The sequence below is a fragment of the Actinophytocola sp. genome, from assembly GCF_050699915.1.
Classification (GTDB): domain Bacteria; phylum Actinomycetota; class Actinomycetes; order Mycobacteriales; family Pseudonocardiaceae; genus Actinophytocola.
The window spans coordinates 33,293-50,264 of record NZ_JBOHGA010000019.1 but is presented as its reverse complement, the minus strand read 5'-3'; the positions used below and the strand labels follow the sequence as shown (position 1 = coordinate 50,264).

Here is a 16,972-nt window from a genome sequence, read left to right as displayed (position 1 = left end):
CCACGAGCGCCTGCGCCGCGGCGAGCGCGATGCCGCCACCGGCGGAGTCACCGGCCAGCGCGATCGACCCTGGCGCGTGGCCGGACCGGCCGAGCGCGTCGAACGCGGCCACCGTGTCCTGCACCGGTGCCGGGTAGCGGTGCTCCGGCGCGAGCCGGTAGTCGAGCAGGTACACCGGCCGGGCCGCCTCGCGCGCGAGGTGCGCGGCCAGCGACCGGTGGGTGGCGGTGGAGCCGACGGTGTACCCGCCGCCGTGCAGATACAGCACCGCGCCGGGACCGTCGACCTCGCCCGCGGAGACGACCTCGGCGCGTCGCCCGCCCAGCAGGAGCGTGCGAGTGGTGGCACCGGCCGGCATCGGCTGCGTCCAGGCGGCGAGCTCGAGGAGCAGGCGCTGCACCTTCCACGGCAGCCGTCGCTGGAAGGTCAGCCGGAAGTACGGGTGCAGCAGGACGCGTGCCAGCGGCACCGGGATCCTGGGCAGGCTCATGCCGTCCCCTTGCGTGGCGCGACGGCCAGGAACCGCGAGTACCAGGCCCAGAACCGCTGTGAGCCTGTCGGCGCGACGCGGTTGAGCAGGTCGAAGAGCTTGGCTTCGCCGCCGATCAGGATCCGCGCGCGCTGCCTGCGCACGCCCTCGACGATGGTCTCCGCGGCCATCTCCGGGCTGTGCAGCGCCATCCGCCGGTCGAATATCCGCGCGACCGAGTCCGGGTCGAGTCCGTCGGCGACCATGGCGTTGCGGGCCACCGATGTCTTGATCCCGCCCGGGTGCACGCAGCTGACCCGTACCGGGTGCCTCGCCACGAGCATCTCCTGCCGCAACGACTCGGTGAACCCCCGCACGGCGAACTTCGATGCCGAGTAGGAGCTCTGCGCGGGCAGGGTGATCAGGCCGAACAGGCTGGACACGTTGACCACGTGCCCGTCGCCGGACTCGATGAGGTGCGGCAGGAAGGCCTTGGTGGCGTTGACCACGCCCCAGAAGTTGACGTCGAGAACGCGCTCGATGTCCTTGAACGCCTCCCGCCAAACCTCGCCGTAGTAGGCGATGCCGGCGTTGCTGTAGAGCTGGTGGACAGTGCCGAAGTGCGCCTTGACCTCCGCGGCGTAGGCCAGCACGGCCTCGCGCTCGGTGACGTCGAGCAGGTCCTCGCGCACGTCGGCACCGCGCGCCTCGCAGCGCACCGCGGTCGCCTCGAGCCCGTCCCTGTCGACGTCGGACAGGGCCAGCCGGGCGCCGCGGCCGGCGAGGTTGACCGCCAGTGCGCGGCCGATGCCGGAGCCTGCCCCGGTGATCACCGCTACCTTGCCCGTGAACCCCGTGCTCATGCTGCTTCCTCCATCGAGACTGCGTAGGCGTCGAGGTCGAACTTGCGCGTGATCCGGCGGAACTCGAACGAGAACCCTGGCCAGAGCGTGGTGTTGCGGCCATGTTTGTCCCGGTACCAGCTGGCGCAGCCGCCGGTGGTCCACACACTGCCCACCATCCGGTTCTGCAGCATGCGGGCGAAGGCCTCCTGGACCGGCTTGTGCACCTCGATCGTGCGGATCCGTCGGCGGCGCATGGTGGCCAGCGCATCGGCGAGATAGTTCACCTGCGCCTCGATCATGAAGATCATCGAGCTGTGCCCGAGACCGGTGCTCGGGCCGACCATGAAGAACATGTTGGGAAAGCCCGCGATCGTGGTGCCCTTGTAGCACTCCCTCCCGACCTGGTCGAAGACGTCGCCGAGGCTGCGGCCGTCGCGGCCGAAGATCCGCCGGTGCGCGGGCGAGTCGGCGATCTGGAACCCGGTGGCCAGCACGATGACGTCCGCCTCGTGCACCTCGCCGTCCTCGGTCACCAGCGCGTTCGCCTTGACCTCCTGGATGCCCTCGGTGACCAGCCGGACGTGGTCCTTGGCGAAGGTCGGGTAGTAGTCGTTGGAGATCAGGATCCGCTTGCAGCCGAGGCGATAGTCCGGGGTGAACTTGCGCCGCAGCGCACGGTCGCGCACGTCGAAGCGCATCTTCGCCCGCGCGGCCAGCTCCATCGGGCGCATCAGCAGCGGGTTCTTCGCCAGCCCGAACACCTGTGCCTCGCGCGACCAGTAGATCGCGGTGCGCATGAGTCGTTGGTAGAACGGCACGTACCGGCAGGCGAAGCGCTCGAAGGCGGTGTAGCGGCGGTCCATCCGCGGCAGGATCCACGGCGCTGTCCGCTGGTACACCTCCAGCTGTCCGACCCGGTCGGCGATCCCGGGCACGATCTGGATCGCCGACGCGCCGGACCCGATCACCGCGACCCGCTTGCCGCTGAGGTCGGTGTCGTGGTCCCAGCGGGCGGAGTGGAAGATCGTACCGTCGAAGTCCTCGATGCCGGCGATGTCGGGCAGCGACGGCTCACACAGCGCACCAAAGGCGGCGACCACGACGTCCGCGGTGAAGCGGCCCTTCGTGGTCTCCAGCTCCCAGCGCGCGTCGGCGTCGTTCCACGTCGCGGTCAGCACGTCGCAGCCGAACACGTAGTTGTCCCGCAGCCGGTGCCTTCGGACCACGTCGACGAGGTAGTCCTGGATCTCGCCCTGCGGCGAGAACGAGCGCGTCCAGTTCGGGTTCGGCGCGAACGAGAACGAGTAGAGGTGCGATGGCACGTCGCAGGCCGCGCCGGGGTAGGTGTTGTCGCGCCACGTGCCGCCGACGTCTCCACCGCGTTCGAGGACCAGGAACTCGTGACCGTCGCGGCGGAGGCGCTCCGCGGCCGCGACGCCGGCGATCCCACCCCCGATCACGGTCACGCGCACGTGCCGGCTCTGCGTTTTCTCAGCAGTACTCACGGGGTCAGAACTCCCATCGCGCCCGTCCGACGGTCGATTCGGCGATCCTCGCAAAGCGATCTGACGAGCCCCTGACCTCACGGGGACCTGGCGGGCAGAGAGGTTTCAGGCACGTCGCGGATGATCCGAGCACGACACACCCGGGCGTGAACACGTTAGGAGAACGGTCGTGGGGTCCAACCCAAGCGAACCAGGAGCGATCGAGTCGCCGGACGTCCTCATCGTGGGCACCGGGCTGGCCGGGCTCGGTATGGCGATCAAGCTGCTCCAGGCGGGGCAGCGGGACTTCGTGGTCCTGGAGAAGGCCGACAGTGTCGGTGGCACCTGGCGAGAGAACACCTACCCAGGCTGTGCGTGCGACGTCGCCAGCGTCATGTACTCGTACTCCTTCGCGCCGAACCGGAACTGGAGCCGGTTGTACGCGGGGCAGCCGGAGATCCTCGACTACATCCGGCGTGTGGTGAAGGACCACGACCTGGAGCCGTTCATCCGGTTCAACACCGAGGCGGTGTCCTACGAGTTCGACGAGGCCGCCGACCGGTGGCACGTGCGCACCCGCTCGGGCGAGGAGTACCGGCCGCGGATCGTCGTGATGGCGCACGGCGCGCTGCACCTGCCGAACGTCCCGGAGTTCCCCGGCGCGGAGCGCTTCGGCGGCGCGCTGTTCCACTCCGCGAAGTGGGACCACTCGGTGGACCTCAAGGGCAAGCGGGTCGCAGTGATCGGCACCGGCGCCAGCGCCGCGCAGTTCATCCCCGAGATCGTCGACACCGCCGCGCACGTGGACGTCTTCCAGCGCAACGCCCATTGGGTGCTGCCCAAGGCCGACCGCCCGATCGCCGAGCTCGAGCACAAGGCGTTCCGACGGCTGCCGTTCGTGCAGCGGCTCTACCGGCTGGTCGCCTACTGGACCCACGAACTGCCGGTGCTCGCGTTCCTGCACCCGCGGTTCGTGAAGGTCCTGGAGGTCGTCGCGCGGCGGACGCTGCGGAAGCAGGTCGCCGACCCGGAGCTGCGCGAGAAGCTGACGCCGACCTACCAGATCGGCTGCAAGCGGATCCTGCTGACCAACGACTACTACCCGGCCATGCAGAAACCCAACGTAGATCTCGTCACCAGCGGGGTCGCCGAGTTCACCAAGACCGGCATCCGGGACGGCGATGGCGAGCTGCGCCGAGCCGACGTGGTCATCCTCGGCACCGGCTACAGCACCGACAACCGCTGCGCGCACGAACACATCGTCGGCCGCGGCGGCGAGACCATCCAGGAGGCCTGGCGGGACGGGATGACCGCCTACCTCGGGATGAACGTGTCAGGGTTCCCGAACATGTTCATGATCATGGGCCCGAACTCCGGCGGTGGCGCGCAGTCGATCCTGTTCGTCATCGAGGCGCAGCTGCACTACATCGTCGAGTGCCTGCGCATGATGAAGGCGCGCCGCGCCACCCGCCTCGAGGTGCGCACCAACGTGCAGCGGAAGTTCAACGCCTGGCTGCACGGCAAGCTGTCGCGCTCGGTGTGGAACACCGGTGGCTGCCACAGCTGGTTCCTCGACCACACCGGCGCGAACCGCCAGTCGTGGCCGGGCACCGGAACGAGCTACTGGCGAGCCACCCGACGCCCGCGTCCGGAGGCGTTCACCTTCTCCAGCGTCCGCGCCACGGTGAGCCGCTGACCAGGCCCCCTCACGCCCCTGCGGCCCCACGACCTGCGTCGGAACGGGCGCGTGTTTGCTTGTAGTAACAATACGGTCGAGTGTATGCTTTTTTCGAAGTCGTTCGACGAGAAGGGAATCAGTCCTTCGTGACGAATACCCGAGAAGGCGGGGTCGCGAGCCCACCCGAGACGCCCTCCGCGATCCCGTGGCCCGCCGTCTCGACCGTCATGGTCGGGATGTTCATGGCGATCCTGGACTCCTACATCGTGATCGTGGCCGGCCCCGCGATCCAGAGCGACCTCCACACGACCGCGGGCGAGCTGCAGTGGGTGCTCGCCGGCTACCAGCTCAGCTACGCCGTCTTCATGATCACGGCGGGCCGCATCGCGGACCTCCGTGGGCGCAAGCGGATGTTCATGCTCGGTGTCGTGATCTTCACGCTCGCCTCTGTCGCGTGCGCGGTCGCGACCAGTCCCGGCATGCTGGTCGTCGCACGCATCGTGCAGGGCCTCGGAGCCGCCATGGTCGTGCCGCAGGTCTTCGGCGTGATCACCCTGCTCGTCCCGGCGGAGGGCAGGCACCGCGTCTTCGGCGTTCTGGGCGTGGTGATCGGCCTGGGCACCATCGGCGGGCAGCTGATCGGCGGCCTGCTGATCGGGGCGAACCTGTTCGGCTCCGACTGGCGCTCGGTGTTCTGGGTCAACGTGCCGATCGGCATCATCACCTTCGCGCTCGCGGCGAAGTACGTGCCGGAGTCGAAGGTGGCCGGCGCACGACGGCTCGACATCCCGGGCGTCGCGGTCATGAGCGTGGCGCTGTTCCTGCTCACATTCCCGCTCATCCAGGGCCGGGAGAACGGCTGGCCGTGGTGGACCTGGGCGTGTTTCGCAGCCAGCCTGGCCGCGTTCGCCGCGTTCGTGTCCATCGAGCGGCGGGTGGCCCGGAGCGGTGGTGACCCGCTGATGAACCTCACCTTGTTCCGGCAGCGTTCGTTCTCGCTGGGCCTGGTGCTCGTCATCTGCGTGTACGCGCTGTTGACGTCGTACTACCTGGCCCTGTCGGTGTCGCTACAGGACGGCCTGGGTCTCTCCGCGCTGGCTTCCGGTCTGGTGTACGCGCCGGCCGCCGTGATGTTCTTCGTGTTCGGCGTGGTCGCGGGCAAGCTCGTGCCGAGATACGGCAGGCGCGTGCTCCAGGTCGGCTCGGTCATCCTCGCGCTCGGCTACCTGTCGACCGCGGTGGTGCTGTTCACCGGCGGCGACATGACGCCGGGCATGGTGATCCCGACCCTGATGTTGCAGAGCATCGGCGGCGGCCTGCTCATCACGCCGCTGCTCAACTCGGTGCTGGCGCGGATCGAGCCGGAGTCGGTCGGCATGGCCTCCGGTGCGCTCTCGACCGCCCAGCAGGTCGGCGCGGCGCTTGGCGTCGCGGTGATCGGCGTGGTGTTCTTCACCTCGTTCCGCCCCGACGTGGACGGGCGGGTGGAGGCCGCGAGCCACGGCTTCGCGATGGCCTCGATGGGCGTGTTCGTCGTCGCGGTGATCGTGGCCGCGCTGGTGTTCCTGCTGCCGAAAACGACGGCCGAGGCACGCTGAGGCTCCTCAGCCGATGATCCCCTCGACGATGCGGCGGACCTTGTCCGCCGCATCGTCGTCTCCCATGCGCAGCGCGGTGTTGGTCGCGCACAGCACGGCGTCGATCTGGAACGCTGCCAGCTCCGCGTCGAGGTCCCCGATCTCCTTGGCCGCCACCGCGTGGCGCAGTTCGGCGGTGATGACGCTGATCCACTCCTGTCGCTGGCGCCTGAGCGCGTCGCGGATCGGGCCGGGCCTACTGTCGTAGTCAGCCAGGTTGGCCACCCAGAAGCAGCCGCCGGCGAACAACGGCCGCTCCGCGTAGCCGATCCAGTTCTCGATCAGCACGCGCAGCCGGTCGACGCCGTGCGTGACCGAGCGGGCCGGCGCCACGACGGCGTCGGTGAACAGCTCGCGCGCGTACTCGATCGCCGAGAGCTGCAGGGCCTCCTTGGTGCGGAACAACGTCTGCACCCCGGCCTTGCTGATGCCCGTGGCGGTGGCGAGCCTGCCGAAGCTGACTCCCTCCAGTCCTCCCAGCGAGGCGATGTCGACGGCCTCGCGCAGCACGATCTGGCGGGTCCGGGCGCCGCGCAGCAGACGCTTGTCCGTGATCTCACCCGGTTCGCGACCGAGCGCGGCTCCGGCACCCGGGTGCCAGGCAGTGCGCTGCTCCGGACCACTTCCCATACGACCGATCATACGCTCACATCGCCGTTTTCTCCTGGTCACAGGGCTGTCGCGTCACGGCCATCGCGTACGGCTCGTCTCGGGCGGACGCCGGTCCGACGGAGGTGCGCTGACGGATACCCCCAAGAGTCGCAACATTCGCCGACCCAATTTACGCATTGAGTGACGACCACAAAAAAACAACCGGCAATCGAGTGAAATAAACCGTTCCCAAGGGGCAGACCTCACGAATCGGGCCTTTTGCCGGACGGTGCCGCACTAGCGGATCATTCAAATTCGGGCACCGGGTTTCCTTACCGCCTGGTGTCGTAAATCCATGCGCCCAGATCGTGGCCCAGTTGGCCGTATTGCCCCTACTCCGCCCGAAGGACCTGATCGTGCGGGTGGCACCTACCTGAATGTGTGGCTGCGCCACCAAATACCCACTTGCTATGCTTCCGTTCGCCATGCCAAGGGTCGCGTTTCTGGGGGAGCTGCTCAGTGGTGCATGAGGCCTGACGTTCGCGATTATTTCTGGAAGTTCAGCGGCAGTTTCTGCCGCAGAAGGAACGAGGGCGATGAACTTAGCCGACATAGGTATCCTCGGCCCGTTGCGGCCCAGGTTCGGAAATGCGGAGGTGACACTGAGCGGCGTGAAGCTCCGCAGCATACTCGCGGTGCTGGCGTTCCAGGCTGACGACGAGGTCCGGCGCGACGAACTGATCGAGGAGCTCGACCTGGCCCGGACCACGGGGGATGCGATCAACGCACTGCATGCGCACGTCGCGCGGCTGCGCCGTTGGCTCGTCGCCAACGGCGCGCGGACCGACGTGCTGGAGACGGTCAACTCCGGATATCGGCTGAACATCGAGCGGAACGCGGTCGACGCGCACCGCTTCGTCAACCTCGTCGAGCGCGCGCTGAACCTGGCGCCGGGCACCCCGACGGTGGTCGCCGCCATTCTCGAGGACGCGCTTTCGCTGTGGCGCGGACAAGCACTGCTCGACACCCTCGACGGCCCGCTGATCACGACCGCGGCCGATGAACTGCACCAGTGGCGGTCCGCGGCGCGGGAAACACTGATCGACGCGTGGATCGCGCTCGGCAACAACCAGAAGGTGGTCCTCAACGCACGCAAGTTCATCGCGGAGAACCCGTTGAACGAATCGATCCGCACCCGCCACATCATCGCCCTCCGCAAGATGGGGCGGTACGCCGAGGCAGCGGAGGCCTACCGCGACGCGGAACGCGTGTTCCGGGACGAGTTGGGCGTGCGGCCCGGGCTCGAGCTGCGGTCCGCGATCACCGGCTCCGACGACAGCGTGCGGCGGTACACCCCCGCTTCGGACCGGTACCAGCTCATCCGCGCGAGATGAGGGCCGGCCGTGCGGCTCAGGCGCGGGTGAGGCGGCCCAGCACGTAGGCGAGCTGCTTGACGATCTCGGTGGCCATCACCGCCTGACCCGAGGTCGAGAAGTGGATCTGGTCCGCACTGAGCAGGTCCGCCCTCGCGTTGACCGGGTGATCCCACATGTCGACGACGATCGCGCCGTACTCGGATGCCAGCCGGCGGGTGATCGCGTTCATCGTGTGGACCCGCTCGTCCCAGTCAGGGAACACGGGCACGACGTAGGCCTTGCCGAGCGTGAACGACATCAGCTGGGCACCAACCTGCGCGGCGATGTCGTACACCCGCCGCAGGCTGCGCTCGATCTCGGCGTAGTCCGGACTGCGGCGCACGATGTCGTTGGCGCCGCACGGCACGTGCAGCAGATCCGGCGCGAACTCCAGCATCCGCTCGATCTGCTGCTCCAGCACCTCCGGCGTCTTGGCGCCGACCACGGCCACGTTGAGGTAGCGCAGGTCTGGGCGCACCCGGCGGAGGATCTCGGCCACTCGGTCGGCCCAGCCGAGGTCGGTGTAGCCGGGGCTCGCGTCGCCGGTTCCCGCCGACAAGCTGTCCCCGATCACGGCGAACCGAGACCACGGCGCGTCGAAGAGCAGCGCCGCCGCGTCCTCGGCGGACATGCAGAACGGATCGGACTCTTCGGTCAGGGAGTTCGGAACGCTCATCGAAAAAGAATACGTGCGACCGCATGCTGAAGCAACCAAGCCGAGGTAGGGACAGCACCAGGTGATCAAGATGCTGGAATCGCATCGAACGAGGGCTCCGAAACGTATCGGTCAACGAACGGGTTGCGGAACTTCCCGCCGGGGTCGTACTGCCGCACCAGCTCACGGAAGTCGGGCAACCGCGGGTAGCACGAACGCACCCGCTCCGGTCCCATGGCGAAAATCTTGGCCCAGTGGGTGGACACCCGAACGGCGCCAGCCGCTCCCCGACACGCCCAGTTGCGTCGTGCAGCTGTCCGCGGCATGCCAACGACCGGGTGGCGCAGCGTCGCCAAGACCTTGGCTGACGAACACGGACCTCACGGCGTGCACGTGCTGAGCCTGCTACCGGGCGGCATCACCGGTGCAACCATTCCAATAGACAGGCTCGCGAAGCGACTCAGGTCAGCCCGGCCTCGTAGGCGAGGATGGCGGCCTGGACCCGGTTGCGTGCGCCGAGTTTGTCGAGGATGGCGCTGACGTGGGCTTTCACCGTGCCCTCGACGATGTAGAGGGTGTTGGCGATCTCGGCGTTGGAGCGCCCGGCGCCGAGCAGTGCGAGTACGTCGCGTTCGCGTTCGGTCAGTGTCGCCACTCGCTGCCGTGCCTGTGTTGCCGAGACACCCACGGTGCGGTAGTTGCGGATGACGCGGTGGGCGACGGCCGGTGACAGAAACGCAGCCCCGGCGGCGACGGCGTGGACGGCGGTGATCAGCTCGCGTGGGTCGGAGGCTTTGAGCAGGAAGCCTGCCGCGCCGCTGCCGAGTGCGTGCGCGATGTAGTCGTCCTGTCCGAACGTGGTGAGCATGATGACCTTCGTCGCCGGCGCGACAGCGGCGATCTCGTCAGCCGCGGCCAGGCCGTCGAGGCCGGGCATCCGGATGTCCAGCAGCGCCACGTGCGGGCGATGCGCGCACACCAGCTCGACGGCCTGGTGCCCGTGGGCGGCCTCGGCGACGACCTCGATGCTGCCGTCGGTGGCCAGTATCGCTCGGATGCCGGCGCGGACCATGGCCTCGTCGTCGGCCACCAGTGCCTGGATCATCGCGTTACGCTCGTTCCAGTCGGTTCTTCGAGACCAGCATCCCGTCCACGAAGCAGAGCTGGTAAACCTCCGGGCCGAGGTCCAGCAAGCCATCGCCGGCCTGGTAGTAGACGCAGCTCGCGTCGGCCGGCCGTGGCGGCGGCGAGGCGATCACCCTCGGCTCCCGGCCGATGTCGCGTGGCGGCAGCAGCTCCGCGATGTCCGTCAGCTGTTGGCCGGGTCGCAGCTTGTCGTACTGGTCGTGCGCGAGCCCGGTCCGCGTCACGGTGGCTACCTGCACGGCGACGAGCGCCGCGATCAGCGCGAGCCCGACGCCGACCGGCAGCGCCGCGGTCTGGAGCAGCCGGCGACGGGTCTGCCGCTTGCTGGCCCCGAGTTCGAAGCCGGACTGGCTGTCCTCGCCCCGCCACGGCTGCGCCATGCCATCGGGTAGTACCGCGGTCACCGTCCAACCGCCGTCCGGCCACGGACCCGCGTCCAGCCGGCCGCCGACGAGCCGGACCCGCTCGTCCAACCCGATCAGCCCTTGGCCGGTTCCCGTGCCACCACCCGGTCGCACCGCCGCGTCGTTCACGACCTCGATCCGGGTGCCGGTGTCCTGCCGGGTGACCGTGACGGTCACCTGCGCCCCCGGCGCGTGTCGGGCAGCGTTGGTCAGCGACTCCTGGACCACGCGGTGAACTGCCTGGCTCGTCATCGGCGCCCAGGTGGGGAGCGACCCGTCGTGCCGAAGCCGCACCCGCATGCCGGCCGCGGCGGACCGCAGGATCAGGTCGTCGATGCTCTCGTCCGCCGGTTGCAGGCCGGCCGTGGCGTTCGCACTGCCGAGCACCTGGACGATGTCGTGCAGCCGGTTGGTGGCCCGGACAGCGCCGGCGCGCAGCTCACCGGCGGCAACGCGCTGCTCGTCGGTCAGACCTGTCGCGAGCTCCAGTGCACCACCGTGCAGCGCGACCAGCGCCAGCTCGTGGCCGAGCGAGTCGTGCATGTCCTGTGCGATCCGGGCCCGCTCGCGCAGCCGGGCCTGCTCGGCGACGATGTCCCGCTCGCGCTCCCGCTGCTCGGCGCGCAGACGCCGGTAGCGGCCGAACCACCACGGCAGCACCGCGGCGGTGAACTCCACGAACATCACCGACAGCCAGTTCGAGAGCGGGTCGGTCGAGCGCCAGAACGCCAACACGAGACCGGTGAACGTCACGGCGGTGAAGACCCACAACGCGAGCGGGAGGGACGCCATCCGCCGACCCGCCGGATACGCAAGAGCGGCCATCGGCAACGACAGCCAGCCGCCGCCGTCGAACGTCAGCACTGCCGAGAAGGACAGCCCAGCTGACAGGACGAGCAGCGGCGCCCAGGTCAGGTTCGCACGCCGGTATCGCACAGGCTCACGATACAAACCGGGACGGATGCGGTGCCTCTGACGAAAGTCAGGGTGCCTGCCTGACGGAAGACCGATGCCCCGGCACGGTCTGCTTCCTAGCGTCGACGCCGTGATCACCGCTACGGCACTGCACAAACGTTACGGCGACACGGTCGCCGTAGACGACCTGTCCTTCGAGGTCCGTCCCGGCATGGTGACGGGCTTCCTCGGCCCGAACGGGGCCGGCAAGTCCACCACCATGCGGCTCATGCTCGACCTTGACCGCGGGGGTGGCGAGACGCTGTTCGACGGCCGCCGCTTCACCGCCATCCGGCACCCCACGAGAGAGATCGGCGCGGTGCTCGAGGCCAAGGCCTTCCACCCCACCCGATCGGCGCGAAACCATTTGCGCATGCTCGCCGCGGGCAGCGGCATCGCCGCGTCGCGGGCCGACGAGGTGCTCGAGTTCGTCGGTCTGGCAGAGGTGAAACGCAAGAAGCCCAGGGGTTTCTCGCTCGGCATGGCGCAGCGGCTCGGGCTGGCTCAGGCGTTGCTGGGTGACCCGCCGACGCTCATCCTCGACGAACCGGCCAACGGTCTCGACCCGCACGGCATCCACTGGCTGCGCGACGTGCTCAAGTCGCTGGCCGCCGAGGGCCGCACCATCTTCGTCTCAAGCCACCTGCTGTCGGAGATGTCGCTGATGGCCGACGAGCTCGTCGTCATCGGTCGCGGCGCGATGATCTACAACGGCGACCTCGAGGGATTCGTTCGCGAGTTCACGCGGTCAACGGTCCTGGTCCGCTGCCCGCAGGCCGACCGGCTCGCGGCAGCGCTGCGTGGCGCGGGCGACGTCACCGTCGACGCCCTCGGCGACGGTGCGCTGCGGGTGTCCGGCATGGCGATGGGCGACGTCGGCGAGGTGGCCTACCGCAACAACATCATGGTGCGAGAGCTGACCACCCAGACCGCGTCCCTGGAAGCCGCGTTCATCACTGCCACCGCGGCAGCCGAGGAGTACGTGGCCGGAGGTGTCGAGTGAGCGATGCACTGCGGTTCGAATGGGTGCGCATCCGCACCCTCCGCTCCACCTACTGGCTCATCGCCTCGGCACTGCTCCTCAACCTCACCGGCGCGTTCGCGGTCGCCGTCACCACCGACCCGCTCACCCACGAGATCGTCGGCGCGGCCCTGACCGGCGGCGGCGGCGATCTGCCGGTGCCGTTCGCCGCGGTTTTCCTTGCGGTCGTGGGCATCCTCGCCACCGGTCACGAGTACCGGTACGGCACGATCCAGCCGACGTTGACCACCGTGCCACGGCGTTCGACGGTGCTCGCCGCCAAGGTCGCCGTGCTGGCCGCAACGGCGCTGGTCGTGGCGGTCGTGTCCCTGCTCGCCAACATCGCCGCCGTACTGACCGTCTGGGGCGAGGTCCCCGGGCTGACACACTGGCCGCTCGACGAGGCGCTACCCGGCTACGTCGTCCTGGTTCCACTGTGGACGATACTGGGCGCGGCGCTGGCACAGCTCTTCCGCAGCGTGCCGGTGGCGCTGGCGGTGATCCTGGTCGTACCGCTGATCGTCGAACAGCTGATCACCAGCCTGAGCTACGTCCCGGTGCTGCACTGGCTGGGGCCCGCCATCAAGTTCCTCCCGTTCACAGCCGGTCAACGGCTGCTCTACACCGGCGGCGAGGTCTACGCCGAGTACTTCGGGCGGTGGGTGTCCGGCGGTGTTCTCGCGACGTTCGTCGCAATCGTCCTGGCGGCCGCCTGGACGACGTTCACCCACCGCGACGCCTGACCCGGCGCTTCGCGCCTTCAGCCCGATGCTGCCCTGGGTTCGTTCGGTGTACTTGTCGAGGGGAAGGTGCCCCGCATCACGTGCTGAGCTCCCACAGTGGACAGTGCGGGTTCCAAACGCGTAGTTCGACCGAAGAGAACGTCATGGGTGCTGTTGGTGGGTGATGGCGTTCCAGATCGTGTCGCGGGCCTGGCGCAGGAGTGTGGCGCGGCGGCGAGCCGGCACCGGCAGTGCGTAGATCTGCCAGAAGGTGCCGTGGATGAGGGCGGCGACGACCTCGTGGCTGAGCGGGTCGGCCGACGATACGGTCCAGGAGTCGACCAGCCGTGTGGAGCGGGCGTGCAGCTCCTCGAGCAGGGCGGTCGTCTCGGCGTCGAGCGCGTGTCCGGCGGGGCGGCGTTCGGCGTAGGACGCCTCGTCACGGTGGGTCTTGGCGAAGCGGTGCAGGTGGTCCCAGTAGGCGCGGAACTGGTCGGCGGGCGGAGCGCCGGCTGGCACCTTGTCCAACGTCGACCGTGCCCAGGTCCGCTTGCAGTGCTGGTACACCGCGTTGCCGAGCGCCTCCTTGCTCGAGAACCGTAGGTAGAGCGTGCTCAGCCCGACCCCGGCCCGCGCGGCGATGTCCGCCACGGCCACCAGCGGGTAGCCGTGCTCGGCGAACAACGCCGTCGCGGCGAGCAGAATCTGCTCGTCCTTCTCGCGGGAACGGGGCCTCACCACGGCAGCACAGTACCGCCGGTCAGCTGGCCGCCGCGTCGAGCGCGTGCAGGGCGGCTCGGGCGCACTCGATGTCCTGATCGACGGTGCCGCCGCTCACGCCGATGGCGCCGACGATGACATCGTCGACGGTGATCGGGAATCCGCCACCGATCATGGTGAACCGCGGCACGAGCGGCATCGAGGTGAGCAGCGCCGGGTCGCCCTTGATCGCGTCGAACAGCGCGTGCGAAGGCAGGCCATACAGCGCGGTGAACGCCTTGCGCTGGGCGACGTCTACGGCGACCAGTGCGGCCCCGTCCATCCGGACGAACGCCTTGAGCACCCCGCTGTCGTCCAGGACCGCGACCGCCTGCGCGATGCTCAACTCCCTGGCCTTGGCGACCGCGGCGAGCATCATGCTCGCCGCGGCGTCCTGGCTGATACTCGGTTTGGTGACGACAGCGTTCATCGGAACGACCTTCCACATCGGAGTTCGCGTGTTGACCGGAACGATTATTCCTGTAATGCTCGTTCCGTGTCCACTGTCGTGAGAGCTCGCACACACGCCCTGCTCGGCGCCCTGCTGCTGGCGGTACACACGACAGTCGCGCTGTGGGCGGTCGTCGGCCTGGTCGAACTGACACGTCCCTCCTGGCCGTGGCCCGCAGTCGCCAACCCCGACCTACCCGCAGGCGTGCTCGTCGTCCACTGGCTACTCATGCTCGGCACCGGGTCGGTATTCCTGGCCGGCTACCTGCGCCGCTGGCCGACCACCCCGACCGCGATGGCCACGTCCTACGCCACGCTGGCCACGATGTGCGCGATCGAGACATTCGGCTATCTGACCAACGAATCTCGCTTCGTCGACATGAGCCTCGAGTACCTCACCTACGCGATCCTGCTCACCGCGCTGTACCGCACCCATTCGGGACCGATTCCGCCCAGCCGAGGCGCCCCGGCCGTGACCGGTCTACGCATCGCCGTGTTCGGCGCGACCGGCGCCGCCGGGTCGGATTCGGTCCGCCATGCCCTTCCCGATCCGCGAGTGGCGAAGATTCGCACCGCCGCCAGGCGGGCACTCACCACCACTGCGAAACTGGCGAGGCCTGAGCCTGTCGGCGGCTGCGGGGCTCGCCGGGCGGCGATGGCCACGCTGGCTGACCTGCTCGGCGACGAATCCGGCGACGGCATGCCCTCGCTTCGCGGCGGACCGCAGGCGGCAGGTGGCCGAGCAGCTCGACGACCCGGTGCGGACCGCGCAGGTGCCGCACCCCGCGTCGACGGTTGTCCCGGTGCGCGAGTGGACCGTCGGCGTATCCGTCCTTTCGGGACGATCGAAGTCGACGACGTTCGTCAGTCAGGCGGGATCATGGTGCCGTCCCGCGGCTGATCGGATCGACCCGGGCCCAGCGCAACAGGTCGGTCATTCTGAAGGTGCCGGACGTCTGGCTCGGCAGGGTCGGCCGGAACCCGCTGTTGAGGTAGGAGAACTCGTCCAGCTGCAGGAGGCCGATGATCGTCTCCGCGACGATGCGCCCGCCGACCGGGCCCAGCCGCACGCCGTTGTTGACCACCTGAGCCTCGCGCAGGACGTAGTACCACAACGGCGTGCTGGCATCGAGGCCCAGGTTGTACGTGCGCAGTTCCTGGAAGTTGGCGGAGCTGAGCACCGGGGACCCGGTCGCCGCCGCGATCCGCTGTCCCGAGGGCAGGGACCAGGTCAGGTGCCGCAGAAGATTGCGCTGCGCCAAGGAAATCGGCGCGTCACGGCTGGGGATCGCCCCGAGCGGCAGCCGGAACAGCGGCGACGAGATGTTGGTGTCGATCAGCTTGTTCGGCCGCACGTGCTGGGTGAACGCGCCGCCGAAGTTGAAGAACGTCTCCCAGCCGATGAACCGACGGCGTGCCCGTGCGCCACCACGGAGGTCGACCGGGTCGGACTGCCCTTCCCCTGCCGGGTCGAAGATGAACCCGAAGAACGCGGGCGCACCGGTGTCGGGGTTGCCACCCGGATCCCCGTCCCGGTTCGCCCGGTAGGAGGGCCGCACGAGGCTGTGCCCGAACCGGTACGAACCGGTCTGGAACTCCACCGGCATCGCGGGCCTGCTGAACCGGTACCAGCGCCGGCCGTTGCGCAGGATGTCGTCGACCAGCGGCCGGCCGACGATCTGCGGCAGGAACTCGTTGACCACGATCCACTGCCAGTGGTGGATCATCGTGCGCCGGGAGTAGAACCAGACGTCTCCCGGCAGGTTGTTGGCCCGGCGGTGGTCGACGGTCCTGTTGTGCGCCAGCAGGAACGCCGCGTGCAGCCCGGCGATGATCAGGTGCTCGTCGTTGCGCGGATCGACGATGGCCGCAGACAGGTTGCTGGCGTAGCGCGGCAGATCCTCGAACCGCCCGCCGCTGCTGACCAGGAACTTCGCCCGGTCGCTGGAGTTGTAGATCTCCGGGGTGACTGACGGACCGCCACCGTACACCGAGTCCAGGTCGAGCCGGGCGTCGCGCACATTGGGCGTCGCGGTCGGTTCCGCCGGCGTGCCGAGCGGCGAGCTGTTGTCGAACGTGATGTCGTGGTCGAGGAACTGGCCGACGAACGTGGTGCCGGCCGTCATGTTGGCGATGTTCTGGTCGATGTTGCGCGGGCTCAGCTCAGGCATGGTGATCAGCCGCACCGGGCCCTCGTTCAACGGATCCCGGGCGTCCATCAGCCCGCCGAGCTTGCCGATGTCGGACATCGCGGCGCGGACCGCGCTCGACCGCGGATCGGCGAACGCGGGGAGCTGGAACATGCGACTGAACCGCGGATCCGGTGCCGCGGTGACGGTGGGGCCTTCGACCTGTTCGGCACGTGCCTCGACGTCCTTGAGGAACAGGGAGCTCGCCGCGCCGGCGACGCCGACGCCGACACCACCGAGGAAGCGGCGGCGGTCCAACGTCGTTGAGTGGTTCTCGACTTCTGGGTTCGATGCAGGCATGAGTTCCCTCAACTCCATTTGGTAGAGGGCAAATGAAACAGAAAGAGCAGGGGGAAGAGGAGGGTTTGGCACGGCTTTGCGTCACTCCTCCACTGACATCTTGGAGAGCACCCTGGAGTCGCGCAAGCTTGAATCGATTTTGTCAAATTCCCTTGGGGGGAGCGAAGTTTGCGACGGGCGCCGACGGCTCCAGTCGGCCCAGAGGCGGCTCGTGCATTCGCCGAGCCGGATGCAAGTGCAGCAGTACTCAGCT

The 16,972-nt window shown here is 68.6% G+C and carries 17 protein-coding genes; 6 read left to right on the top strand and 11 right to left on the bottom strand.

Going from position 1 to position 16,972, the window contains the following annotated elements:
- The 3 genes from ACRDSK_RS05980 to ACRDSK_RS05970 form a co-directional block, all read right to left on the bottom strand.
- Positions 1–490, bottom strand: a 490-nt coding sequence (locus ACRDSK_RS05980; RefSeq protein WP_431438924.1) for an alpha/beta hydrolase fold domain-containing protein, incomplete at its 3' end; no start/stop codon positions are given.
- Positions 487–1,332, bottom strand: a complete 846-nt coding sequence (locus ACRDSK_RS05975; RefSeq protein WP_431438923.1) for an SDR family NAD(P)-dependent oxidoreductase — start codon at positions 1,330–1,332, stop codon at positions 487–489. The genes ACRDSK_RS05980 and ACRDSK_RS05975, both read right to left, overlap by 4 nt.
- Positions 1,329–2,819 (bottom strand): flavin-containing monooxygenase, encoded by a 1,491-nt coding sequence (locus ACRDSK_RS05970; protein ID WP_431438922.1) that lies wholly within the window; start codon positions 2,817–2,819, stop codon positions 1,329–1,331. Before ACRDSK_RS05970 ends, ACRDSK_RS05975 begins: the two co-directional genes overlap by 4 nt.
- Before the next feature lie 169 nt (positions 2,820–2,988).
- Between ACRDSK_RS05970 and ACRDSK_RS05965 the strand changes: the two genes are divergently transcribed.
- Positions 2,989–4,494, top strand: coding sequence for a flavin-containing monooxygenase (locus ACRDSK_RS05965; RefSeq protein WP_431438921.1), 1,506 nt, complete (start codon positions 2,989–2,991; stop codon positions 4,492–4,494).
- A gap of 224 nt (positions 4,495–4,718) precedes the next feature.
- Positions 4,719–6,074: an MFS transporter gene (locus ACRDSK_RS05960; protein ID WP_431438920.1), complete on the top strand. Its 1,356-nt coding sequence runs from the start codon at positions 4,719–4,721 to the stop codon at positions 6,072–6,074.
- 6 nt (positions 6,075–6,080) lie between these two features.
- Here the strand turns inward: ACRDSK_RS05960 and ACRDSK_RS05955 are convergent, their stop codons facing one another.
- Positions 6,081–6,743, bottom strand: coding sequence for a TetR/AcrR family transcriptional regulator (locus tag ACRDSK_RS05955; protein WP_431438919.1), 663 nt, complete (start codon positions 6,741–6,743; stop codon positions 6,081–6,083).
- Between the two features lie 632 nt (positions 6,744–7,375).
- On the opposite strand from ACRDSK_RS05955, the gene ACRDSK_RS05950 reads away from it, so the two are divergent.
- Entirely contained in the window at positions 7,376–8,098 is a 723-nt protein-coding gene (locus tag ACRDSK_RS05950; protein ID WP_431438918.1) for an AfsR/SARP family transcriptional regulator, read from the top strand.
- A gap of 16 nt (positions 8,099–8,114) precedes the next feature.
- Here the strand turns inward: ACRDSK_RS05950 and ACRDSK_RS05945 are convergent, their stop codons facing one another.
- The 4 genes from ACRDSK_RS05945 to ACRDSK_RS05930 form a co-directional block, all read right to left on the bottom strand.
- Entirely contained in the window at positions 8,115–8,795 is a 681-nt protein-coding gene (locus ACRDSK_RS05945; RefSeq protein WP_431438917.1) for an SGNH/GDSL hydrolase family protein, read from the bottom strand.
- A 65-nt stretch (positions 8,796–8,860) separates the two neighbouring features.
- Positions 8,861–9,100 (bottom strand): D-arabinono-1,4-lactone oxidase, encoded by a 240-nt coding sequence (locus tag ACRDSK_RS05940; protein WP_431438927.1) that lies wholly within the window; start codon positions 9,098–9,100, stop codon positions 8,861–8,863.
- Positions 9,101–9,234: 134 nt separating this feature from the next.
- Entirely contained in the window at positions 9,235–9,879 is a 645-nt protein-coding gene (locus ACRDSK_RS05935; protein WP_431438916.1) for a response regulator, read from the bottom strand.
- A gap of 4 nt (positions 9,880–9,883) precedes the next feature.
- Positions 9,884–11,260, bottom strand: coding sequence for a sensor histidine kinase (locus ACRDSK_RS05930; protein WP_431438915.1), 1,377 nt, complete (start codon positions 11,258–11,260; stop codon positions 9,884–9,886).
- A gap of 109 nt (positions 11,261–11,369) precedes the next feature.
- Between ACRDSK_RS05930 and ACRDSK_RS05925 the strand changes: the two genes are divergently transcribed.
- On the top strand, positions 11,370–12,281 hold the full coding sequence (locus ACRDSK_RS05925) for an ABC transporter ATP-binding protein (protein WP_431438914.1): 912 nt from the start codon (positions 11,370–11,372) through the stop codon (positions 12,279–12,281).
- The gene (locus tag ACRDSK_RS05920) at positions 12,278–13,042 is read left to right on the top strand and encodes a hypothetical protein (RefSeq protein WP_431438913.1); all 765 of its coding nucleotides are present in this window, start codon (positions 12,278–12,280) and stop codon (positions 13,040–13,042) included. The genes ACRDSK_RS05925 and ACRDSK_RS05920 overlap by 4 nt, the downstream gene beginning before the upstream one ends.
- A gap of 141 nt (positions 13,043–13,183) precedes the next feature.
- Here the strand turns inward: ACRDSK_RS05920 and ACRDSK_RS05915 are convergent, their stop codons facing one another.
- On the bottom strand, positions 13,184–13,762 hold the full coding sequence (locus ACRDSK_RS05915; RefSeq protein ID WP_431438912.1) for a TetR/AcrR family transcriptional regulator: 579 nt from the start codon (positions 13,760–13,762) through the stop codon (positions 13,184–13,186).
- Between the two features lie 19 nt (positions 13,763–13,781).
- On the bottom strand, positions 13,782–14,210 hold the full coding sequence (locus tag ACRDSK_RS05910; RefSeq protein ID WP_431438911.1) for a GlcG/HbpS family heme-binding protein: 429 nt from the start codon (positions 14,208–14,210) through the stop codon (positions 13,782–13,784).
- Positions 14,211–14,435: 225 nt separating this feature from the next.
- Between ACRDSK_RS05910 and ACRDSK_RS05905 the strand changes: the two genes are divergently transcribed.
- Positions 14,436–15,131, top strand: a complete 696-nt coding sequence (locus ACRDSK_RS05905; protein WP_431438910.1) for a hypothetical protein — start codon at positions 14,436–14,438, stop codon at positions 15,129–15,131.
- On the opposite strand, the gene ACRDSK_RS05900 is transcribed toward ACRDSK_RS05905, so the two are convergent.
- On the bottom strand, positions 15,109–16,719 hold the full coding sequence (locus ACRDSK_RS05900) for a peroxidase family protein (RefSeq protein ID WP_431438909.1): 1,611 nt from the start codon (positions 16,717–16,719) through the stop codon (positions 15,109–15,111). The genes ACRDSK_RS05905 and ACRDSK_RS05900 overlap by 23 nt on opposite strands.
- Between the last annotated feature and the right edge of the window lie 253 nt (positions 16,720–16,972).